Source organism: Nocardia sp. FBN12, from assembly GCF_054031145.1.
Genome location: NZ_CM132926.1, coordinates 7,291,601 through 7,312,978, shown reverse-complemented (window position 1 = coordinate 7,312,978; position 21,378 = coordinate 7,291,601). Strand labels below are relative to the sequence as shown.

At 67.1% G+C, this 21,378-nt stretch carries 20 protein-coding genes and 1 tRNA gene; 4 read left to right on the top strand and 17 right to left on the bottom strand.

Annotated elements, in window-relative coordinates; all coding sequences use genetic code 11:
• Window positions 1-31: 31 nt before the first annotated feature.
• From atpA to argS, 17 genes are all read right to left on the bottom strand, one after another.
• Window positions 32-1,672 carry a F0F1 ATP synthase subunit alpha gene (gene atpA, locus ACWZHB_RS34270; RefSeq protein ID WP_101464193.1) on the bottom strand — a complete coding sequence of 547 codons (1,641 nt, stop codon included), beginning with the start codon at window positions 1,670-1,672 and terminating at the stop codon, window positions 32-34.
• Between the two features lie 67 nt (window positions 1,673-1,739).
• Window positions 1,740-2,552, bottom strand: coding sequence for a F0F1 ATP synthase subunit delta (locus ACWZHB_RS34265; RefSeq protein ID WP_427905811.1), 813 nt, complete (start codon window positions 2,550-2,552; stop codon window positions 1,740-1,742).
• Window positions 2,553-2,571: 19 nt separating this feature from the next.
• Window positions 2,572-3,129, bottom strand: a complete 558-nt coding sequence (locus tag ACWZHB_RS34260) for a F0F1 ATP synthase subunit B (protein WP_427905810.1) — start codon at window positions 3,127-3,129, stop codon at window positions 2,572-2,574.
• A gap of 5 nt (window positions 3,130-3,134) precedes the next feature.
• Entirely contained in the window at window positions 3,135-3,383 is a 249-nt protein-coding gene (locus ACWZHB_RS34255) for an ATP synthase F0 subunit C (RefSeq protein WP_056817903.1), read from the bottom strand.
• Window positions 3,384-3,455: 72 nt separating this feature from the next.
• A complete protein-coding gene (gene atpB / locus ACWZHB_RS34250; protein ID WP_427905809.1) occupies window positions 3,456-4,310 on the bottom strand; it encodes a F0F1 ATP synthase subunit A in 855 nt (284 codons plus the stop codon).
• Between the two features lie 286 nt (window positions 4,311-4,596).
• Window positions 4,597-5,055 carry a hypothetical protein gene (locus tag ACWZHB_RS34245; protein WP_427905808.1) on the bottom strand — a complete coding sequence of 153 codons (459 nt, stop codon included), beginning with the start codon at window positions 5,053-5,055 and terminating at the stop codon, window positions 4,597-4,599.
• A 28-nt stretch (window positions 5,056-5,083) separates the two neighbouring features.
• Window positions 5,084-6,214, bottom strand: coding sequence for an MraY family glycosyltransferase (locus tag ACWZHB_RS34240; protein ID WP_410873453.1), 1,131 nt, complete (start codon window positions 6,212-6,214; stop codon window positions 5,084-5,086).
• Between the two features lie 13 nt (window positions 6,215-6,227).
• Window positions 6,228-6,893: an L-threonylcarbamoyladenylate synthase gene (locus tag ACWZHB_RS34235; protein WP_379220583.1), complete on the bottom strand. Its 666-nt coding sequence runs from the start codon at window positions 6,891-6,893 to the stop codon at window positions 6,228-6,230.
• Between the two features lie 283 nt (window positions 6,894-7,176).
• The gene (gene prmC, locus ACWZHB_RS34230; RefSeq protein ID WP_427905807.1) at window positions 7,177-8,058 is read right to left on the bottom strand and encodes a peptide chain release factor N(5)-glutamine methyltransferase; all 882 of its coding nucleotides are present in this window, start codon (window positions 8,056-8,058) and stop codon (window positions 7,177-7,179) included.
• A 4-nt stretch (window positions 8,059-8,062) separates the two neighbouring features.
• Window positions 8,063-9,142, bottom strand: coding sequence for a peptide chain release factor 1 (prfA, locus tag ACWZHB_RS34225; RefSeq protein WP_427905806.1), 1,080 nt, complete (start codon window positions 9,140-9,142; stop codon window positions 8,063-8,065).
• A 215-nt stretch (window positions 9,143-9,357) separates the two neighbouring features.
• Window positions 9,358-9,594: a 50S ribosomal protein L31 gene (rpmE, locus tag ACWZHB_RS34220; RefSeq protein WP_067447685.1), complete on the bottom strand. Its 237-nt coding sequence runs from the start codon at window positions 9,592-9,594 to the stop codon at window positions 9,358-9,360.
• Between the two features lie 220 nt (window positions 9,595-9,814).
• Entirely contained in the window at window positions 9,815-11,929 is a 2,115-nt protein-coding gene (gene rho / locus ACWZHB_RS34215) for a transcription termination factor Rho (RefSeq protein WP_427905805.1), read from the bottom strand.
• 268 nt (window positions 11,930-12,197) lie between these two features.
• Complete coding sequence (thrB, locus tag ACWZHB_RS34210) at window positions 12,198-13,124, bottom strand: homoserine kinase (protein ID WP_427905804.1); 927 nt, start codon at window positions 13,122-13,124, stop codon at window positions 12,198-12,200.
• Window positions 13,125-13,149: 25 nt separating this feature from the next.
• On the bottom strand, window positions 13,150-14,241 hold the full coding sequence (gene thrC, locus ACWZHB_RS34205; RefSeq protein WP_427905803.1) for a threonine synthase: 1,092 nt from the start codon (window positions 14,239-14,241) through the stop codon (window positions 13,150-13,152).
• Entirely contained in the window at window positions 14,238-15,578 is a 1,341-nt protein-coding gene (locus tag ACWZHB_RS34200; protein WP_427905802.1) for a homoserine dehydrogenase, read from the bottom strand. The genes thrC and ACWZHB_RS34200 overlap by 4 nt, the downstream gene beginning before the upstream one ends.
• The gene (gene lysA, locus ACWZHB_RS34195) at window positions 15,575-16,999 is read right to left on the bottom strand and encodes a diaminopimelate decarboxylase (protein WP_427905801.1); all 1,425 of its coding nucleotides are present in this window, start codon (window positions 16,997-16,999) and stop codon (window positions 15,575-15,577) included. The genes ACWZHB_RS34200 and lysA overlap by 4 nt, the downstream gene beginning before the upstream one ends.
• A gap of 34 nt (window positions 17,000-17,033) precedes the next feature.
• Window positions 17,034-18,695, bottom strand: a complete 1,662-nt coding sequence (gene argS / locus ACWZHB_RS34190; RefSeq protein WP_427905800.1) for an arginine--tRNA ligase — start codon at window positions 18,693-18,695, stop codon at window positions 17,034-17,036.
• An 89-nt stretch (window positions 18,696-18,784) separates the two neighbouring features.
• Between argS and ACWZHB_RS34185 the strand changes: the two genes are divergently transcribed.
• From ACWZHB_RS34185 to ACWZHB_RS34170, 4 genes are all read left to right on the top strand, one after another.
• Window positions 18,785-19,672 carry a DUF3105 domain-containing protein gene (locus tag ACWZHB_RS34185; RefSeq protein WP_427905799.1) on the top strand — a complete coding sequence of 296 codons (888 nt, stop codon included), beginning with the start codon at window positions 18,785-18,787 and terminating at the stop codon, window positions 19,670-19,672.
• The gene (locus ACWZHB_RS34180; protein ID WP_427905798.1) at window positions 19,672-20,382 is read left to right on the top strand and encodes a DUF305 domain-containing protein; all 711 of its coding nucleotides are present in this window, start codon (window positions 19,672-19,674) and stop codon (window positions 20,380-20,382) included. The genes ACWZHB_RS34185 and ACWZHB_RS34180 overlap by 1 nt, the downstream gene beginning before the upstream one ends.
• A 111-nt stretch (window positions 20,383-20,493) precedes the next feature.
• A tRNA-Arg gene (locus ACWZHB_RS34175) sits at window positions 20,494-20,566 on the top strand.
• Between the two features lie 179 nt (window positions 20,567-20,745).
• The gene (locus ACWZHB_RS34170; protein ID WP_427905797.1) at window positions 20,746-21,339 is read left to right on the top strand and encodes an Rv0361 family membrane protein; all 594 of its coding nucleotides are present in this window, start codon (window positions 20,746-20,748) and stop codon (window positions 21,337-21,339) included.
• Window positions 21,340-21,378 lie beyond the last annotated feature (39 nt).

Sequence of the window (21,378 nt, the reverse complement as noted above, 5' to 3'; positions counted from 1 at the left end):
AGATCGGAAATTGCCGACATCATGACCCGGCTTACTTGTCGACGTGCTTGCGGGTGACCGACAGCGACTCGACCTCTTCGTGGTCCAGCTCGCCCGCGGCGGCCTCGTTCACGATGCGATTGCCGTTCGAATCGAGGAAGCCCTGCTTGAACTTGTCGGTCTCGGCCTTGATCGCGTCGGCGGCTTCGCCGGCCAGCGGCTTCTTGCCACCCTCGAGCGCGTCGAACGAGCTCTGGGTCGCGCCGTGCAGGTACTCGAGCAGCTCGGCGGTGAAGCGACGCACGTCTTCGACGGGCACCGACTCGTAGTAACCGGCGTCGACCAGGAAGATCGAGACGACCTGATCCTCGACCGAGACCGGGGAGTACTGGTCCTGCTTGAGCAGCTCGACCCAGCGGGCGCCACGCTCGAGCTGCGCCAGCGACGCGGCGTCGAGGTCGGAGGCGAAGGCGGAGAACGCCTCCAGCTCGCGGTACTGCGCCATTTCCAGACGCAGCGAACCGGCGACCTTCTTCATGGCCTTGGTCTGGGCGGCGCCACCGACACGGGAGACCGAGGTACCGACGTTGATCGCCGGTCGGACGCCCTTGTTGAACAGGTCGGACTCGAGGAAGACCTGGCCGTCGGTGATGGAGATGACGTTGGTCGGGATGAACGCCGAGACGTCGTTGGCCTTGGTCTCGATGATCGGCAGACCGGTCATCGAGCCCGCGCCCATCTCGTCGGACAGCTTCGCGCAACGCTCCAGCAGACGGGAGTGCAGGTAGAAGACGTCACCGGGGTACGCCTCGCGGCCCGGCGGACGACGCAGCAGCAGCGAGATGGCGCGGTACGCCTCGGCCTGCTTGGTCAGGTCGTCGAACACGATGAGGACGTGCTTGCCCTGGTACATCCAGTGCTGGCCGATGGCCGAACCGGTGTACGGAGCCAGCCACTTGAAGCCGGCGGAATCCGACGCGGGGGCCGCCACGATCGTGGTGTACTCCATCGCGCCGTGCTCCTCGAGCGCGGTCTTGACGCCCGCGATGGTGGAGCCCTTCTGGCCGATCGCGACGTAGATGCAGCGAACCTGCTTGTCGGCGTCGCCGGTCTCCCAGTTCGCCTTCTGGTTCAGGATCGCGTCGATCGCGACGGCAGTCTTGCCCGTCTTACGGTCGCCGATGATCAGCTGACGCTGGCCGCGGCCGATGGCCGTCAGCGCGTCGATCGCGGTGATACCGGTGGCCAGCGGCTCTTCGACCGGCTGACGCTCCAGCACGGACGCGGCCTGCAGCTCCAGCACGCGGCGCTCGTCGGACTCGATCTCGCCCAGGCCGTCGATCGGCTGGCCGAGCGGGTTGACGACGCGACCGAGGAACTTGTCACCCACGGGAACGGAGAGCACGTCGCCGGTGCGACGGACCTGCTGGCCCTCTTCCAGCGAGGCGTACTCGCCGAGAATGACGGCACCGATGTTGGTGTCCTCGAGGTTCAGCGCGACGCCGAGAACCCCGCCGGGGAACTCGAGCAGCTCGTTGGCCATCGCCGAAGGCAGGCCACTGACGTGGGCGATACCGTCGCCGGTATCGGTCACGACGCCGACTTCTTCGATGGAGGTTTCCGGGGTGTAGCTCTGGGTGTAGCTCTCGATCGCGCTACGGATCTCGTCGGAGGAGATCGTCAGCTCCGCCATGTTGTTCCTGCTCTCGCTGTGGTCTCGAATGTCGGGGGTCGGAAAAGTACTGCGTTGAGCGCCCTTTTCAGGACAGTGCCCGGCGCAGCTTCTCCAGTCGGCCGGTGGCGCTGCCGTCGATCACGTCGTCTCCGACGCGCACGACGACGCCGCTCAGCAGCGTCGGGTCGACCTGCACGTGCACGGTGACCGCCTTGCCGTAGATCCGCCGCAGGGAAGCCGACAGCTTCTCCTTCTGCTGATCGTTCAGCTCGACCGCCGAGTTCACGTGGGCGACGATCTGGTCACGACGGGCCGCCGCCAGATCGGACAGGGCGTCGAAGGCGACGCCGATGTTGTTGGTCCGCAGGCGGGTGACCGCCTGCTCGGCCAGCGCCAGGGTGACCGGCTCGACCTTGCCGTTGAGCAGCCGCTCGATCAGTTCGCGCCGCGCCGAGGCGGGCTTTCCCTGATCGGACAGTGCCTGCTCCAGCTTCGGGTTGTCGGCGATGATGCGTCCGAGCCGGAACAGCTCGTCCTCCACCGCGTCCTGTCGGCCACCGACGGCGGCAGACTCCAGCAGAGCCTCCTGCCCGAGCAGCACCAGGGTGTCGACCAGGTCGCGGGTGCGTGACCAGTCCTGCGCCACCGCGGTGGTCAGCACTGCCTGCGTGGCAGCGCTGACCTTGCCGCCGAAGACCCGCTCACTGAGTTCAGCGCGCGCCGAACCCGGCACCGAGGCGTCCGCGAGCGCCACACGCAGCGAACGCTGGTCGTCCAGCACGGCGACAACGGCGAACAGTTCCGACCCCGTTGTGGCCGCAACAGTTTCGCTTCCGGTCAGAGCGACCCGAAGCGCCTCGCGAGACCGGGTACTGGCCTCGCGGCTCGCTGCGTACATGCTTCTCACTTTCGCGTCGCTACCTTCCGACCCCGATGGCGTCGGTGTCGTCGAGTTCGCTGAGGAACTTGTCGATCGACGCCGCCTGCTTGGCTTCGTCCGAAACAGACTGACCGATGATCTTCTCGGCCAGGTCGACGGCCGTACGGCCGACCTCGGAACGCAGCTCCGTCAGGATCTGCTGGCGCTGGGCTTCCAGCTGGGAGTGACCGGCGGCGACGATACGGTCGCTTTCGGCCTGGGCATCCGTGCGCATCTGCGCGAGGATCTGCTGACCCTGGGTGCGTGCTTCCTCACGGATGCGCGCGGCCTCGAGCCGGGCGTCGGCGAGCTGCTGCTGGTACTGCTCCAGCGTCTGCTGTGCCTCGGCCTGGGCTGCTTCGGCCCTGGCGATACCGCCTTCGATCTTGTCTGTGCGCTCTTCGAGTGTCTTGGTCACACGCGGGATCACGTATTTCCAGAAGAGCACGCCGATGATGACGACGCAGACGATCGACCAGACGATGTCGTACGTTGCGGGAACGAGAGGATTCACATCCTCTCCACCCTCAGCTGCGAGCGTGATGAGTTCGCGCATCGGAATCAGAAGATGAAGCCGGCGACGAGGCCGATCAGCGCCAGGGCCTCGGTGAACGCGATACCGAGGAACATGGTGGTACGGATCTGGCCGGACAGCTCGGGCTGACGAGCGATGCCCTCGATGGCCTTACCGACGACGATACCCACGCCGATGCCGGGGCCGATCGCGGCCAGACCGTAGCCGATGGCGCCGAAGCCCTTGAAGGTGCTCTCGGTGGTCGCGGCTTCCTGGGCCAGGTAAGCGAGGCTCATGAATCTTTCCCTTTCTGTTGCTCACCCGCCGGTCGGCGTGTGTAGCAGGTTTCCGGTCGTTGGTCGGTCAGGTCAGTGGTCGGCAGCGTGCTGCGACTGGCCGATGTACACGGCGGTCAGCAGCGCGAAAACGTAGGCCTGCAGGAAGATCACCAGCAGCTCGAAGAGCGTGAAGCCGATGCCGGCCAGCAGCGAGAACGGCGAGAAGACCTTCATCCACGCGGCGGCGTCGAACAGGAAGTACCAGGTCGCGCTGAAGAACAGCACCAGCATGATGTGGCCGGCCAGCATGTTGGCCAACAAACGCACGGTGAGCGTGAACGGGCGCAGGATGAAGGTCGAGATGAACTCGATCGGGATCAGCAGCAGGTGCAGCGCGACCGGCACGTCGGGCACGACGATGCTGTGGCGGATGTAGGAGAAGAACCCGTACTTCCGAATGCCGACGTAGTTGTAGGCGATATAGACGATCGCGGCCAGGACCAGCGGCATGCCGATGCGCGCATTGGACGAGATGTTCAACCCGGGAATCACACCGGAGAAGTTCAGGAACAGAACCGTGAAGAAGATCGTCGCGAGCAGCGGGAGGAACTTCTTGCCGGTTTCCTTACCGAGAACCTCGTCGGCGATCTGCTCCTTGACGAAAACCACACCGGCTTCCATCACGTTCTGCAGGCCGCGCGGCACGATCTTCGGCGAGCGGAAAGCCAGCACGAAGACGGCCACCAATACGGCGGTCATCAGCAGTCGGACCAGCATCAGGCGATCGAGTTCGAACGGCGTCCCCGCGAACAGCACTGCTGGAGGGTAGAAGTCGGACAGCGATGGCGCGTGAAACTCGCCCGCCGCCAAAGTGATGACGCTCAGCGTTCTCTCCCGTGTTCGGGCCGCAGGTACGACTGTCATTCCCGCGGTTCGATCGGACATTGACGATCAATGGGGTCGACTCTGGTCGGCTCGAAATTCGACAGCCGCTCGTACGGTGTAACCCGTATCGGCTTCTGTTCGGGCGTCGGCGACATCGTCGACATGCTTCAACCGGGCACATTCCACCCGGATCGGCAGTAAGCATAGCGGCACCGGGTGGGATCTCGATGATCCCCCCTGGTAACTCGAGGCATAGCCCCGAGTTTGTCGGGCCGAGCCTCTAGCTTGGGTGCTTGCTTACCAACACTTTACCAAGCTATCTACGACAGTGCGTAGCTGGGTGGGATTATTCCTGCTCGGAAGCCGTTTCGCCGTCTCCCGCGCGTGTCGTGACGTACGGAACCTTCTGGCTCACAACGCCGTACGTCTCCGCACCGAGAACGATCAGCAGGGCTCCTACCACCGTAAAGAACAGCGCGGGCCTGCTGTAGAAGTCGAATTGGTTGAGCACCACGATCACCAGCAGCGCCACCAGCATCTTGCCGACCCAGCTGACCAGCATCACCGCGCCGGCCATGGTCGGCGGCAGCTTCGCGCCCAGCAGCACCGCGACGACCGTGGTGAGGATGAACCCACCACCGATCGCGGCGCCGAGCAGCGCGCCCCACACCCCGGGCATTCCGGCCACCGCGGCGGCGATCGCCACCGAGACGACGACGAGCACGCCGAGGCCGATCAGGCCGTAGCGCAGCGCGGCGCGCAGAGGGGCATCAGGGCCTGGCACGGTTTCGGGTGTAAAGCTCACGGCCCGAACTTTACCTTGCGCGCCGAACTCAGTGCTGCGTCGACTCCGACCTGCGCACCGACGGGATCGCGGTCACTACCAGCGCGAACACCAATCCGCCTGCCACCAGCAGAACAACAAGGCGTCTATCCATCAGCGAAGTTCCCACCGCGCCGAAGGCGAGTACGCCGACCCACAAATAGATCAACAGGACCACGCGCCGGTGCGAATGCCCGATCTGGAGCAATCGGTGGTGCAGATGCATTTTGTCCGGTGTGGAGAAACTCACGCCCGCGCGCACCCGGCGCACGATCGCGAGCAACAGATCGAGCACCGGAATGAACATCACCGCGCCGACCAGCAACAGCGGCGAGAGCAAACCGACAATGTCGCGCGGGCCGTAACCCTGCAGCGGAATTCGGCCGGAGGCGCCGGTGGATACCGCGGCCAAGATCAAACCGATCATCATCGAGCCGGTGTCGCCCATAAATATTCTGGCCGGGGAGAAATTATGCGGCAGAAATCCGAGGCAGGCGCCCGCCAGCGCGGCGGCCAGCAACGCGGGCGGATAGGTATCGACCGAACCGCCCTGGTCATAGAGCAAACCGATGGAGAACACGAAAACAGCGGTCGCGCAGATCAAACCGAGACCGGCGGCCAGACCGTCCAAACCGTCGACGAAGTTCATCGCATTCACGAGGGTGACGGTGATACCGACGGTGACCAGGCCGCCCTGTAGGGCATCGAGTACGACGGTGGTGTCGTTGAACGGGTTGTAGATCACATACCAGCTCAGGCCCATCACGGCCATGACACCGGCCGCGGTGATCTGGCCGACGAATTTGGTGAGGGCGTCCAAGCCCCACCGGTCGTCGACGATGCCGACCAGCACGATGATCGTCGCGGCGACCAGCACCGCCGGAATATCCGGGGCGTAGTCGAAACCTCTTCGCAGCGCGGGCAATTGGTGCGCGAACAACACCGCGGCGACGACGCCGACATACATGCCGACACCACCCATTCGCGGCACCGGCTTCACGTGCACATCACGCTCACGTGGCACCGCCACCGCGCCGAACGCGATGGCGAGCACCCGCACACCACCGGTGGCCAGGAAGGTCACCGTGGCGGAGACGAGCAGCACGAGCAGTAGCTCGCGCAGGGGAACGACTGAGCTCATCAGCGGCGTGCGATCACCGCTGCGCGGAGCTGATCAGGGCTTCCGGCACCATCCCGAGCACCTCCGCGATATCGGCCACCGACACAGCACCCTCCCGCAACACCCGCGGCTGATCCGCGGTGAGATCGACGATCGTCGAAGCCACGGCGTGCTCGGCCGGACCGCCGTCGAGATACACACTCGCCAGCGACCCCAGCTGCTCACGCGCCTGCTCGGCGGTGGTCGCGGGCGGCTGCCCTGACACATTGGCGCTCGACACCGCCAGCGGGCCGACTTCACGCAACAATTCCAGCGCTACCGGATGCAGCGGCATCCGCAGCATCACCGTGCCACGGGTATCACCGAGATCCCACGCGAGCGAAGGCGCCGCCTGCACGACAAGACTCAGCGCGCCGGGCCAGAACGCGCGAATCAGCTCCCGCGCCTGCGGCCGCACCGAGAAGACCAGCCCGTCGATGGTGTGCCACGAACCGACGAGGACCGGCACCGGCATATCGCGTCCACGGCGCTTGGCGGCCAGCAGATCGCTCACCGCGGCGGAATCGAACGCGTCGGCGGCGAGGCCGTACAGCGTGTCCGTCGGCATGACGACCAGTCGACCGGACTTCAAAGCGCTGGTAGCCGCCGTGATCCCCGCGGCACGCGAGTCGCTCTCGGCACAGTCATAGACGGTACTCACAGCGTCTCCGCCTCTCCGCGAAAAGTTTCCGGTCGTTGGTGCGCGCAAGAGTCTAACTCCCAGCATGAGGGCGGAGTGTCGGGGGACTTTTGGGACTACGCGCGCCTGGCGGTGCTCAGAGTGTGCTGATAGACCGCACGCGGCCCAGGTATGGGTATCTACCTGCAATATGTTGGTTGACCAGAGTTTGCCGGGGTGTGGAGGTCGCGACGATGCAGGCTTGGCCGCGAGGTTGGTGAGCGTTGTGTCAGTCCACTCGCCCCACCGTCGGATTCGGTCGCGGTCAGGGATTGCCGGAGCGGCGGGCGACGACGAACCGGGGCTTGTCGGCGAGGTCGGTGTGTTCGGCCACGTCGACGAACTCGGCTGCCGTGAGCAAGGCCGCTACTCCCCCGCCGTTGGTGTCGTCGTGTTCGATGGCGGTCGCGCCTGCGGGGCGGAGCAGGCGGGCGATAGTGGGGACCATCGCTCGAATGACATCGAGGCCGTCGGGGCCGCCGAAGAGGGCGCGGTGAGGGTCGTGGTCGGCTACCTCGGGGTCGAGGATCGCGGCGTCGGGGATGTAGGGCGGGTTGGCGATGACCAGGTCGACGCGGCCGGTCAGCGGGGTGAGCACGGTCTGGTCGGTGACGTCGTCGGCGTGCAGGGTGATCGGGGTATCGCCCTCGGCGATGCGGGTGCCGGCGTTGCGGCGGGCCCAGGTGAGCGCATCCGCATCGAGTTCGACGGCGTGGACCTCGGCGTCGGGGCGGGCGTGCGCGATGGCCAGCGCCAGTGCGCCTGAGCCTGTGCACAGGTCGACGACGATCGGCGGGTGGTCGTGCGGGAGGGTCTCGAGGTAGGCCAGCGCCCACGCGAACAGCAGTTCGGTCTCCGGGCGCGGAACGAACACACCGGGGCCGACAGCGAGGTCGATCTCGCCCATCGCGGCCGTTCCGGTCAAGTGCTGCAAGGGAATTCGCGCGGCTCGCTGTTCGATCAGCGCGCGGTACCGGTCGGCGATCCCGGGCTCGATCATCGGGATCAACGCCAGCCGCATGCGCTCGGTGCCGAGCACATGGGCGGCCAGACTCTCCGCGTCGGGCATCGGCGAACCGACACCCGCCTCGGCCAGCCGCGCGGCGGCTTCGACGATCAGCGGTCGTAACCGCAGCCGCTCGGTCACGGAATTACTCGGCAGCCATTCGCGCCTCGCGGTCGGCCTTGCCGAGCGCGTCGAGCAGCGGGTCGAGGTCACCGTCGAGGACAGCGTCGAGGTTGTGTGATTTGAACCCGATGCGATGGTCGGCGATCCGGTTCTCGGGGAAGTTGTAGGTGCGGATCCGTTCGGAGCGGTCGACCGTGCGGATCTGGCTGGCGCGACCGGCGGCGGCTTCCTGATCGGCCTGTTCCTCGGCGAGTGCCTGCAGCCGGGCGGCGAGCACCTGCATGGCACGCGCCTTGTTCTGCAGCTGGGAGCGTTCGTTCTGGCAGGTCACCACGATGCCAGAGGGCAGGTGGGTGATGCGGACCGCGGAGTCGGTGGTGTTGACACCCTGGCCGCCCTTGCCGGAGGACCGGTAGACGTCGATGCGCAGTTCGGTCTCGTCGATCTGCACCTGCTCGACCTCGTCGGGCTCGGGGTAGATCAGCACGCCCGCGGCGGAGGTGTGAATACGGCCCTGCGATTCGGTCACCGGCACGCGCTGCACCCGGTGTACCCCGCCCTCGAACTTGAATCGCGACCACACCCCGTCGCGCGCGGCGTCCTTGCTCTTGATCGACAGCGTCGCGTCCTTGTACCCGCCCAGGTCGGAATAGGTGACATCGAGCGTCTCCACCTTCCACCCGTGCCGCTCGGCGTAGCGGATGTACATGCGCGCCAGATCCGCGGCGAACAGCGCGGATTCCTCGCCGCCTTCGCCGGACTTCACCTCGAGGACCACGTCGTCGCCGTCGTGCGGGTCGCGCGGGGCGAGCAGGTCGGCGAGCGCCTGCTCGAGCTCGACCAGCTGCGTCTCCAGCCCGGGCACCTCGGCAGCGAACGACGCGTCGTCGGAGGCCAGCTCACGGGCGGCCTCGAGATCGTCGCGCACGGCCTCGAGCTTGCGATAGGTGCTCATCACCGGCGCCAGCTCGGCGAACCGCTTGCCCACCCGTCGCGCCGCACCCGCGTCGTTGTGCAACGACGGATCGGCGAGCTGCATCTCCAAGCCCGCGTACTCGGCCAAGATGTCGTCGATAGCGGACGGGGCCGTCTGATCGGCCATGCGTTGAGCTCCTATGGGAATGGTCCCGGCTGGGATGTCTTCAGGCCGAAGGCCGTTTCTCGGCCGCCTCGATCTGGACTGAGCGGAGGGTGCGACGAAGGAGTGCCCGGAGGGAGGGAAGATCGAGGCCCACAGGGCCGAGAACCCGCGGCGCCCGCGCCGCCAACCAACAACGCCCGGCCTGCTAGCGCAGTACCGGGCGTCGGATGAGGTAACTAGGAGGCGTCTTCGGCCTTCTTGGCACCTGCGCGCTTGCCGTAGCGAGCCTCGAAGCGAGCCACGCGGCCGCCGGTGTCGAGGATCTTCTGCTTGCCCGTGTAGAACGGGTGGCACTGCGAGCAGACCTCGACCGAGATCTGGCCGGACTCCTTGGTGGAGCGAGTCTGGAAGGTGTTGCCGCAACCACACACAACGGTGGTCTCGACATACGTGGGGTGGATTCCTGCCTTCATGGGCGTCCTCTCGATAATGGTCGCCGGGTCGTAGCTCCATGGAGTGGAGTACGTGAACCGGAACCGACTAGGCGGGATGTCTGCGAACTCGCAAGACACACAGTTGTCCAGTATGCCAGAGCAGACCGCACCCCTACTGAACACCCCCCACCACGCGTTTGTTCCTCCGAAAAACAACAAGGGCCCCGCGGAAGCGAGGCCCTTGCCGGTTTCTAGACGATCACTCGTCGAGAGCGCTCGGTGCGGTCTTGGAGACCGTCATCAAGAACTCGAGGTTGTTCTTCGACTTGCGCAGCCGATCCATCAGCAGATCGATCGCCTGGTGCGAGTCCAGACCCGACAGCACGCGCCGCAGCTTGTGCACCACAGCCATCTCGTCGGGCGAGAGCAGCAGCTCGTCGTGGCGGGTGCTCGACGGGTTGATGTCCACCGCGGGGAACACGCGCCGCTCGGCGATCTTGCGGTCGAGCTTGAGCTCGGCGTTGCCGGTGCCCTTGAACTCTTCGAAGATCACTGTGTCGCCGGTGGAACCGGTCTCCACCATCGCCGTGGCGATGATGGTGAGCGAGCCACCGTTCTCGATGTTGCGGGCCGCGCCGAGGAAACGCTTCGGCGGGTACAGCGCGGTCGAGTCGACACCACCGGAGAGGATACGACCGGAGGCAGGCGAGGAGTTGTTGTACGCACGACCCAATCGGGTGATCGAATCGAGCAGCACCACAACGTCTTTGCCCATTTCCACCAGACGCTTGGCACGCTCGATGGCGAGCTCGGCGACGGAGGTGTGGTCACCCGGCGGGCGGTCGAAGGTGGAGGCGATGACCTCACCCTTCACCGAACGCTGCATATCGGTGACCTCTTCGGGACGTTCGTCGACCAGGACAACCATGAGGTAGCACTCGGGGTTGTTGATCGCGATCGCGTTGGCGATGTCCTGCATGATCGTGGTCTTACCCGCCTTGGGCGGGGACACGATCAGCGCACGCTGACCCTTACCGATCGGCATGATCAGGTCGATCACGCGCGTGGTGAGCTTGTTCTGCGTGGTTTCCAGGCGCAGCCGCTCGTTCGGGTACAGCGGCGTGAGCTTCTGGAAGTCCGGACGACGACGCGCCGCTTCCAGCTCGCCACCGTTGACGGTGTCAAGGCGAACCAGCGGGTCGAACTTCTGACGCTGGTTGTTCTGCTCGCCGTCGCGCGGGGCGCGCACCGCACCGGTGATCGCGTCACCACGACGCAGGCCGTTCTTGCGCACCAGGTTCATCGACACGTACACGTCGTTGGGGCCGGCGAGGTAGCCGGAGGTCCGCACGAACGCGTAGTTGTCGAGGACATCGAGGATGCCCGCGACCGGCTGGAGGACGTCGTCTTCGCGAATGTCGTAATCGCGAGCCTCGGACTGGCCACCGCCGGCGGGACCACCATCGCGGTCACGACCACGACGACGCTCGCGGAATCGACGACCCCGGCGACCGCGGCCGCCTTCCTCGTCGTCACCACCGCGGTCGTCGCGGGGACCGCGATTGCCGCCGCTGTTGCCGTTCTGGCTCTGATTCTGGTTGCGCTCGTTCTGATTACGGTCGCCACCGGTGCGCTCGCCACGGTCGTTGCCGTTGCGGTCGTTGCGCTCGGAACCGTTGCGATCGTTGCGATCGCGTCGGCGATCGCCGGAGTCGCCGCCCTCGGCCTTGTCGGCCTGCTTGGTCTCCTCGGCGGGCGCGCGGTTCTCGGCGGGGGCGTTGTCGCCGCCACCGGAACGGGCCTGGTCACGACCACGACGCTGCCTGCCACGACCGCGCTGACCGCCGTCGCGACCGGCATCCTCGCCTGCGTCGGCGGGGGCATCGGTCTTGACCTGCTCGGTCGCGGCCGGTGCGGCCGGTGCCTCGACGGTCTTGGCCTCGGGGGCCTTGACCTCGGCGGGCGCCTGCTTCTCGGCGGGCGCGGCCTGCTTCTCGGCCTTGGCGGACTTGTCCACCTTCGCGGGCGCGTCGTTCTTGACGGGCGCCTCGTTCTTCGCGGGCGCCTCGTTCGCGACAGGCGCGGCGGCGGGCTTGTCGCCCTTGGCGGGCGCGTCGTTCTTGGCGGGCGCCCCGGATTGATTTTCCTTGATAGCGGCGATGAGATCGCCCTTACGCATTCCGGAGGTACCTCGGATACCGAGCTCCCCCGCCAGTGCGCGCAACTGCGGCAACAGCATTCCAGTCAGCCCCGATCGTGCGACGTCGGTTTGTTCGCTCATTTTCGAAATCTGTCCGGATTCACTTTCGCGGCTGCCCGAGTTCGTAGGGTTGGAATCCACCCCGGGTGTCGCGAGCAGGTCCGTTTCTGTCACGGAAGTCCTTTCCTTCCCTCGAATGCCGTGTGCTGATTCGAGGGTTCCGTTCCGTAGACCCGGCAACATATGCCGAGCTCGGATTATGCGTCCATGTTCGACGCCTGTGCCGTACTACCCGCCGCGGGAGGACCGGAGGCCTTCGCCACCAGAAGACAGTGGTGAGGGGAGCGATTGCCCTGATGATGCACCGGCGTCTGATGCGCACGATGTACGGACTTGCCCAGAATAGCTGCCTATTGCGAACAACGGCAAGGCAGGCACGCCGTCAGTCGACCGATACCCCGCCGGCAATGCCCGGCTCGACCACGCGCAGACCGTCCGATTCAGCCTGTTTGCGCAGGTCATCGGGGAATTCTTCGGTGGTCATGGCGAGAATTGTCGGGCCTGCGCCCGAGACCGTCGCCGCGATACCCGCCGCACGCAGCCGGGCGATCCACTGGGTTGTCAGCGGTAGCGCGGGGGCACGCTGGGTCTGGTGCAACCGGTCTTCGGTGGCCGACATCAGCAGATCGGGACGTTCGGTCAGCGCGACGACGGCCAGCGCCGCCCGGCTCACGTTGAACGCCGCGTCACCGTGGGGCACCTGCTCGGGCAGCAACCCGCGGGTGTGCGCCGTGGAGGAACGTTCCTGCGGGATCAGCACCACCGGGCGCAGCGCGGGTGCCGGGGTGAGCCGCACGGCCCGGTAGTCGCGCGCCGGCGTGGCATCGGTTTCGGTCCACGACACCACGATTGCGCCGAGCACGCTGGCCGCGGCATTGTCGGGGTGGCCCTCGAATTCCGAGGCGAGCTGCACGAGGCGGTCGTCGTCCATGCGCAGCGCGGGGTCGAACTTCGCGGCCAGCCCGGCACCGGCGGCGAGCCCACCGACCACGGCCGACGCGCTGGAGCCGAGCCCGCGCGAGTGTGGGATCACGTTGCGGCACACCACGTCGAGGCCGTCGGCCCACACACCCAGCGATTCCAGTCCACGCTCGATCGCGCGGACCACCAGATGCGTTGGGCCCCAAGGCACGTCGTCGGCGCCTTCACCCTCGACCCGGATTTCGAGGCCCGATTCGGTAGTGCGCACCACGATTTCGTCGTAGATGCCCAATGCCATTCCCAGACAATCGAATCCGGGGCCGAGGTTCGCCGTGGAGGCGGGAACACGCACGGTCACTTCGAGACCGGCGGGCAGGGTCGCTGTCATCAGCGTGGGCTCGGGTGCGGCCAACTCAGGCCAGCTCGAGTTCACGGGCGATGGCAATCGGGTCCACGGCGATCGGCTTGACCTCCGGCATCCCGGCCAGCGCGTTGTCGGGGTCCTTGAGACCGTTGCCGGTGACGGTGCACACGACGGTCAGGCCCGAATCCAGCCAGCCTTCCTTGCGCGCGGCCAGCAAACCGGCGACGCTCGCGGCCGACGCGGGCTCCACGAAGACGCCCTCCCTCGCGGCGACGAGGCGGTAGGCGGCCAGGATTTCATCGTCGGTGGCCGCGCGGAAGGCGCCACCGGACTGCTCCTTGGCCTCCATCGCACCGTTCCACGACGCGGGGGCGCCGATCCGGATGGCGGTCGCGATGGTCTCCGGGTCCTTCACCGGTGCGCCGTTGACCAGCGGCGCGGCACCGGCGGCCTGCACGCCGAGCATGCGCGGCAGCACCTTGGTGATGCCGTCGGCGTGGTATTCGCGGTATCCGCGCCAGTAGGCGGTGATGTTGCCCGCGTTACCGACCGGCAGCACGTGCACATCGGGTGCCTTGCCGAGGACGTCGCAGATCTCGAACGAGGCGGTCTTCTGGCCTTCGATACGCGCCGGGTTCACCGAGTTCACGAGGCCGACCTGCGGGAACTCCGCGGTCACCTTGCGCGCCAGCTCGAGACAGTCGTCGAAGTTGCCCTCGACCTGGATGATCTTGGCGCCGAGCATCACGGCCTGGGCCAGCTTGCCCATCGCGATCTTGCCCTGCGGGATCAGCACCGCGCATTCCATGCCCGCGCGGGTGGCGTACGCCGCGGCCGAGGCCGAGGTGTTGCCGGTCGACGCGCACAGCACGGCCTGCTGACCGCGGTACTTCGCGTCGGTCATCGCCATGGTCATGCCGCGGTCCTTGAACGAACCCGTCGGGTTGGCACCCTCGACCTTGAGGTACACCTCGCACCCCGTCAGCTCGGACAGGTACGGCGCGGGGACCAGCGGGGTACCGCCCTCGAACAGGGTCACCGGCTCCCAGTCGGCCGCACCGGCCAAGCGGTCGCGGTAGGCAGCGATCAGACCGGGCCAGCGCGAGTGCACGCCCGTCTGGGGGGCGATGCCGTTCGTCATTCTTCGGTGCCTTCCAATCTCAAAACGCTGGTCACAGCTGTTACGGATTCCATCTCAGCCAGTACTGCGACAGTATCTGCCAGCGACGACTCCACCGCATGGTGGGTGACGACCACGAGCCGGGCGCCGTCGCCGTGGCCCTGCTGACGCACGGTGGAGATGCTCACCCCGTGCTGGGCGAAGGTGTCCGCCACCGCGGCGAGGACGCCGGGACGGTCCTCCACCTGCAGGTTCACGTGGTAGCGGGTGGGGGTGTCGCCGATCGGCGCGATCGGCAGCTCAGCATAAACCGATTCGCCGGGGGCACGCCCACCGTAGAACTTGTTGCGGGCGGCCATCACCAGGTCGCCGAGCACGGCCGACGCGGTGGGGGCGCCACCGGCACCCTGCCCGTAGAACATCAGGCGACCGGCGTTGTCGGCTTCGACGACGACGGCGTTGAACGCGCCGTTGACCGAGGCGAGTGGGTGCTTGCGCGGGATGAGCGCCGGGTAGACACGCACCGAGACGCGATCCTTGCCGCCCTGTTCCAGCGTAGGCTCGCCCGGACCGGCCGAGACACGCTCGCAGATGGCGAGCAGCTTCACCGTGCAGCCGACGGCCGACGCGGTCTCCAGGTCTTCGGCGGTGATCTTGGAGATGCCCTCGCGGTAGACATCCGCCGCGGTCACGCGGGTGTGGAACGCCAGCGAGGCCAGGATCGCGGCCTTGGCGGCGGCGTCGTAGCCCTCCACATCGGCGGTGGGGTCGGCTTCGGCGTAGCCGAGCGCGGTGGCTTCGGCGAGCACGTCGTCGTAGGCGGCGCCGGTCTCGTCCATCGCGGAGAGGATGAAGTTGGTGGTGCCGTTGACGATGCCGACGACCTTGTTCACCCGGTCACCCGAGAGCGATTGGATCAGCGGGCGGACCACCGGGATCGCACCGGCGACGGCGGCCTCGAAGTAGAGGTCGGCACGGCTGCCCTCGGCGGCGGCGGCGAGTTCGCCGGTGTAGTCGGCCAGCAGCGCCTTGTTGGCGGTGACCACCGACTTGCCCGCGGCGAGCGCCTCGCCGATCAGCTTGCGGGCCGGGTCGATACCGCCCATGACCTCGACCACCAGGTCGACATCCTCGCGGGCGAGCAGCGCCTCGGCGTCGGTGGTGAGCAGCTCGGCGGGCAGGCCGCGGTCCTTGCTGAGGTCGCGCACCGCGACACCGCGCAGCACGAGCGGCGCGCCGATCCGCGAGCGCAGGTCATCGGCGTGCTCACGCAGCACGCGAACCACCTCGGTACCGACAGTGCCCATCCCGAGTACGGCTACACCCAGCGGGCGCCCCGCGTCTTTGGTGCCGTTCATTCTTCCACCTCCAGGCTGAGCAGGTCCGCCACCGTTTCCCGGCGCAGAATCAGTCGAGACGCACCGTCACGCACCGCGACCACGGCGGGCCGGGTGAGCAGGTTGTAGCGGCTCGACATCGAATAGCAGTACGCACCGGTCGCCGCGACGGCCACCAGGTCACCGGGGGCCGCGTCGGCGGGCATCCAGGTGTCACGAATGACGATATCGCCACTCTCGCAATGCTTTCCGACCACGCGCGCGACGACCGCATGGGCGTCCGACGAGCGCGAGACCAGACGGCAATCGTAGTCGGCCTGGTACAGCGCGGGGCGGATATTGTCGCTCATCCCGCCGTCCACGCTGACGTATCGACGGCGCGCGCCACCGTCGAGTTCGACATCCTTGATGGTGCCGACCTCGTACAGAGTCACGGTGCCGGGGCCCGCGATGGCGCGACCCGGCTCGACCGCGATGGTCGGCTCGGGCAGCCCGGCGCGGGCGGCTTCGGCGGCGACCAGGGCGCGCAGGTTGGCGGCGAACTCACCGAGCGGCGGCGGGTTGTCGGCCGGCAGGTACGAGATACCGAGGCCACCACCGAGATCCAGCGTCGAGATCTGCGCGGTGCGGTCGATCCCGAACTTGTCGATGGCCTCGCGCAGCAGGCCGAGCATGCGGCGCGCGGCGATCTCGAAGCCGTCGAGTTCGAAGATCTGCGAGCCGATGTGGCTGTGCAGGCCGACCAGACGCAGGTTGTCGGCCTCGAAGACGCGCGCCAGGGCTTCCATGGCGTTGCCACCGGCGATCGAGAAGCCGAACTTCTGGTCCTCGTGCGCGGTGGAGATGTACTCGTGAGTGTGCGCCTCGACGCCGACGGTCACGCGGACCAGCACGTCCTGGACCACACCCGCCGCACCGGCGACGGCTTCGAGCCGCTCGATCTCGTAGAGCGAGTCGACCACCACGTGCCCGACACCGGCCGCGACGGCCGCTTCGAGCTCGGCGACGGCTTTGTTGTTGCCGTGCAACGCAATTCGCTCGGCCGGGAATCCCGCGTGCAAAGCGACCGCGAGCTCACCGCCGGAGCACACATCGAGCGAAAGACCCTCGTCACGGATCCAGCGCGCGATCTCGCCACACAGGAACGCCTTGGACGCGTAGTGCACGCGGGCGTTCGGCCCGAACGCGGCGACCATGTCGCGGCAGCGCGAGCGGAAGTCGTCCTCGTCGATCACGAACAGCGGCGTGCCGTACTGCTCGGCGAGCTCGGTGACGGACACGCCCGCCAGCCGGACCACACCGTCGTCACCGCGCGAGGCGTTGCGCGGCCACACGTTGGCGGGGAGGTCGATCATCTCCCTCGGCTCGGTCGGGCGCTCGGCCAGACTCGGGGCGTGCGGGATCTCTGCGTGCCGGGGACCGGCCGGGTGTGCACCACTCATCGTTGTGCGTCCTTCCTGGAAAGTATGTGGGAGCTCACATGCGCTCCGGTGCGCTCACGCCGAGCAGGGCGAGGCCGTTGGCCAGCACCTGGCGGGTCGCCTTGACCAGTTCGAGCCGGGCGGCATTGAGCGGGGTGACAGCGTCGTCGCCCTTGGGGAGCACGCGCATGTCGTCGTCGGACTGGAACGGGTGGTAGACACCGGCCAGTTCTTCGAGGTAGCGGGCGATGCGGTGCGGTTCGCGGGTATCGGCGGCGGTCGCGACGACGCGCGGGAAGTCGCCCAGGGTGCGGATGAGATCACCTTCGCGACCCGAGGTCATCAGCGCGAAATCCGGTTCGACAGAAGCGAATTCGGGGTATTTCGCGGCGTTGCCGATGATGCTGTTGGTCCGCGAGTGCGCGTACTGGACGTAGTAGACCGGGTTCTCGCTGCTCGCCTTGGTCCACAGGTCCAGGTCGATGTCGATGCTCGAGTTCACCGAGGAACGCACCAGTGAGTAGCGCGAGGCGTCGACACCGATCTGCTCGACCAGGTCGTTGAGGGTCACCACGGTGCCCGCGCGCTTGCTCATCTTCACGGCGACGCCGTCGCGCACCAGGTTCACCATCTGCCCGATCAGCACCTCGACGGTGTCGGGGTTGTCACCGAACGCGGCCGCGGCGGCCTTCAACCGGCCGATGTAGCCGTGGTGGTCTGCGCCGAGCATGTAGATGGCCAGGTCGAAGCCGCGGCCACGCTTGTTCTGGAAGTAGGCGATGTCACCGGCGATGTAGGCGGCGTTGCCGTCGCTCTTGAGGACCACGCGGTCCTTGTCGTCGCCGTATTCGGTGCTGGCGATCCACCACGCACCGTCCTTCTCGTACAGGTTGCCGGAGTTCTTCAGCTGCTCGACGGCCCGTTCGACGGCGCCGGAGGCGAACAGTTCGCTCTCGTTGAAGTACACGTCGAAGTCGGTGCCGAACTCGTGCAGATCCGCGCGGATCTGGGCGAACATCTGCTGCACGCCCTCGCTGCGGAACACCTCGTGCCGCTCGTCGGCGGGCAGGGTGAGCACGTCGGGGTGCGCGGCGACGATGCTCGCGCTGATCTCGGCGATGTACTCGCCCGCGTAGCCGTCCTCGGGGGTCGGCTCGCCCAGCGCGGACGCGACCAGCGACTTCGCGAAGCGGTCGATCTGCGCGCCGTGGTCGTTGAAGTAGTACTCGCGGGTCACCTCGGCGCCCTGAGCGGCCAGGATGCGACCGAGCGCGTCACCGACCGCGGCCCAGCGGGTGCCACCGAGGTGCACCGGACCGGTCGGGTTCGCCGAGACGAATTCGAGGTTGATCTTCGTCCCCGCCAGCGCGAAGCCGGTGCCGTAGATCTCCCCCGCGGCCAGGATCTGGCTGACGATCGCGCCCTGCGCCGAGGCGGCGAGACGGATGTTGAGGAAGCCGGGGCCCGCGATCTCGGCCACATCGATTCCCGCGGTGGCCGACAGCGCCTCGGCCAGCCAACCGGCCAGCTCGCGAGGGTTGGTTCCGACCCGCTTGGCCACCTGCATGGCCACATTCGTGGCATAGTCGCCGTGTTCGGGGTTGCGCGGACGCTCCACTGTGACCTGCTCGGGCAGGACCGACGAGTCCAGTCCGCGTTCGACAAGCACCTTCGCCGCGGTGGTACGAAGGAGATCTGCAAGGTCAGCTGGAGTCACGAGTCTCTATCCTATTGGCTGGGCCCCTTGCAACCACGACCGCCCGCCACGAACCCACCGATCCACACGTCGAAAGAGCACAAGCAGCGATGCCGAGTAGGACCAGCGCCACATCAGCCAAGGCCGTGAAGGCCGCGGGGAAGTCGTCTCCGTCCCGCAAAACCGGCAAGGGCAACCTTCCGGGCAAGAAGCGTGACACCCCATGGGCCCTGCTCGGCGCCGGCGTTGCCATCGTCGCGCTGATCGGCCTGCTCGCCTACAGCCTGGTGCCCAAGTACATGGACCAGGCCGCGATCCGCGAGGCCCAGACCGATCTCAAGGAATGGGTGCCCTCCAAGGAGAACCAGGACCCGTCGACGAAGATCGAGGGCGTCGTGAAGGCGGAGTACCCGGCCGGCCTGCACGTGACCCCCGAGCAGCGCGTCGCCTACGACAAGGCACCCGCCTTCGGTGGGCCGCACGACGGCGCGTGGGCGAACTGCACGGGCACCGTGTACGCCAAGCCGATCCGGATGGAGAACGCGGTGCACTCGCTCGAGCACGGCGCGGTGTGGATCGCCTACAACCCGGACAAGGTCGACGCGGCCGGTGTCGAGACGCTGTCGAACTTCGTCAAGGGCCGTCAGTTCTCGCTGATGTCGCCGTACCCGGGTCTCGACTCGGCGATCTCGCTGCAGTCGTGGGGCCACCAGCTCAAGCTGGATTCCGCCGACGACGCGCGGATCAAGCAGTTCATCTCCGCCCTGCGCGAGAACCCCTACGCCTACCCCGAGGTCGGCGCGAGCTGCTCGAACCCGATCTTCGACGCGAACAACCCGCCGCCGTTCGACTCCTCGCCGTACGGTCCGGAAGCGGTGCCGATGGACGGTAAGGGCCTGACCCCGGACGCGACCGAACTCGGCGGCGGTGGCACCGGCTCCGGCATCCCCGGCCTGCCGAACATCCCGGTGCCGGGCGGCCTGCCCTCGGGCCAGTAGTGAGCACGGTCGAACCCGACGAGACCGCGTCCGAGTCGAGCGCGCGGCGCCCGACCGGAGCGGTGCTCGTCCTCGGCGCGATCGGTCTGCTGCTGCTCGGCGCGGTGGCGGGGGTGCTGTTGCGGATGCCGTTGGAGCAGAAGGCCGAGCCCGAACCGAGTGCGGTCGACATCGGTTTCAGCCAGGACATGACGGCCCATCACGCCCAGGCCGTCGACATGGCCGGGGTGGCGCTGATCGCCTCGACCGACAACGATGTGCGCCGCCTCGCCTACGACATCCTGACCACCCAGCAGAACCAGATCGGCCGCATGCAGGCCTGGCTGCAGCTGTGGGGTGAGTCCAACCAGAATGTCGACGGCTACATGGGCTGGATGACCGACGACCACGGCAGCACGGGCCACCACGGCGGTGCCACCGGCGAATCCGCGATGTCGGGGCCGATGCAGTCGATGCCAGGCATGGCGAGCCAGGAGGAAATGACCGCGCTGCGCCAGTCCACCGGCCCCACGTTGGACACGATGTTCCTGCAACTGATGCTGCGCCACCACCAGGGCGGTGTCCCGATGCTCGACTACGCCGCCGAGCACGCCGACACCACCGCGGTCCGCACCCTGGCGGCCACCATGTCCAAAACCCAGGAGAGCGAGTCCCAGCTGATGACCAGCATGCTCGCCACCCGCGGCGCCACCCCCCTCCCACTGAGCTGACCCACGGCCGGACCGGCGCATCCCCCCGGTCCGGCACAGTTTTTGGCACACCGCCCCGCATGCGATACGCTGTCGTCGCCCGATCGCCTCACCGCGACCGGCATCTATCCCGCCCTCGTAGCTCAGGGGATAGAGCGTCTGCCTCCGGAGCAGAAGGCCGCAGGTTCGATTCCTGCCGAGGGCACACACGAAGAAGGCCCCCGACCAGCTGGTCGGGGGCTTTCTCTTTCGCCAACCCCCGGATGCGACCGGAGCGCACGCGGGGGTTATGGTTCGCCTCGTTTGTTCGGTAGTCAGGTTTGATCTCGCACGGTTCCACACGTTTTGGGGGTCGACGCCCCCGATGACATCAGGAGCGTTGCCATGACGAATCCACAAGAGCCGCCGGTCGAGCCGGGGATGCCGGGCGGGCCACCGGGGTATCCGCATGCCGGGGGCGGTGGGCCGCAGGGGCCCGAGTATCCGGATGGGCCCGATGTTTTCGTGCCGCCGCCCGCGCCGAAGAAGAAGCGGACCGGGTTGTTCATCGCGCTGGGGGTGGTCGCGTTGGTGATCGTCGGCGTGCTGGTGACGGGGGTGGTGCTCACGTTGCAGGGGCGTACGCCGTTGTCGTCGGACGAGTCGCAGATCGATGTCGCGGTGCGGGATTTCTACGACACGCTCGATTCCGACGGGTTCATCGCGGCCGCGCAGCTGGCCTGTCAGGCGGATCGCACCGAGATCGACAATCTCACCACCGAGCAGCGGGCGCAGTTCGAGCGGGCGACGGTGCAGGTGACGATCGACGAGGTCAAAGACATCGAGATCACCGGTGACAATGCCAAGGCGACCGTGGTCGGTCAGCTGACGCTGTCGGTGGAGGGCGAGGAGCCCGATACCGAGTCCAGCACCGAGGAGCACCTCACCAAGGAAGACGGCACCTGGAAGATCTGCTCGGCGCCGGCCAGCAAACACTGACCGAACACCCGGTGACGCCTCCCGGTTTCGCCCGGAACC

Bases quoted from the DNA above. Each gene is read 5' to 3' on its own strand.
- atpA (WP_101464193.1), bottom strand. From the start codon at position 1,672: ATGGCGGAGCTGACGATCTCCTCCGACGAGATCCGTAGCGCGATCGAG.
- ACWZHB_RS34265 (WP_427905811.1), bottom strand. From the start codon at position 2,552: ATGTACGCAGCGAGCCGCGAGGCCAGTACCCGGTCTCGCGAGGCGCTT.
- ACWZHB_RS34260 (WP_427905810.1), bottom strand. From the start codon at position 3,129: ATGCGCGAACTCATCACGCTCGCAGCTGAGGGTGGAGAGGATGTGAAT.
- ACWZHB_RS34255 (WP_056817903.1), bottom strand. From the start codon at position 3,383: ATGAGCCTCGCTTACCTGGCCCAGGAAGCCGCGACCACCGAGAGCACC.
- atpB (WP_427905809.1), bottom strand. From the start codon at position 4,310: ATGTCCGATCGAACCGCGGGAATGACAGTCGTACCTGCGGCCCGAACA.
- ACWZHB_RS34240 (WP_410873453.1), bottom strand. From the start codon at position 6,214: ATGAGCTCAGTCGTTCCCCTGCGCGAGCTACTGCTCGTGCTGCTCGTC.
- prfA (WP_427905806.1), bottom strand. From the start codon at position 9,142: ATGGCCGATCAGACGGCCCCGTCCGCTATCGACGACATCTTGGCCGAG.
- rpmE (WP_067447685.1), bottom strand. From the start codon at position 9,594: ATGAAGGCAGGAATCCACCCCACGTATGTCGAGACCACCGTTGTGTGT.
- thrB (WP_427905804.1), bottom strand. From the start codon at position 13,124: ATGACAGCGACCCTGCCCGCCGGTCTCGAAGTGACCGTGCGTGTTCCC.
- thrC (WP_427905803.1), bottom strand. From the start codon at position 14,241: ATGACGAACGGCATCGCCCCCCAGACGGGCGTGCACTCGCGCTGGCCC.
- ACWZHB_RS34200 (WP_427905802.1), bottom strand. From the start codon at position 15,578: ATGAACGGCACCAAAGACGCGGGGCGCCCGCTGGGTGTAGCCGTACTC.
- lysA (WP_427905801.1), bottom strand. From the start codon at position 16,999: ATGAGTGGTGCACACCCGGCCGGTCCCCGGCACGCAGAGATCCCGCAC.
- ACWZHB_RS34185 (WP_427905799.1), top strand. From the start codon at position 18,785: ATGCCGAGTAGGACCAGCGCCACATCAGCCAAGGCCGTGAAGGCCGCG.
- ACWZHB_RS34170 (WP_427905797.1), top strand. From the start codon at position 20,746: ATGACGAATCCACAAGAGCCGCCGGTCGAGCCGGGGATGCCGGGCGGG.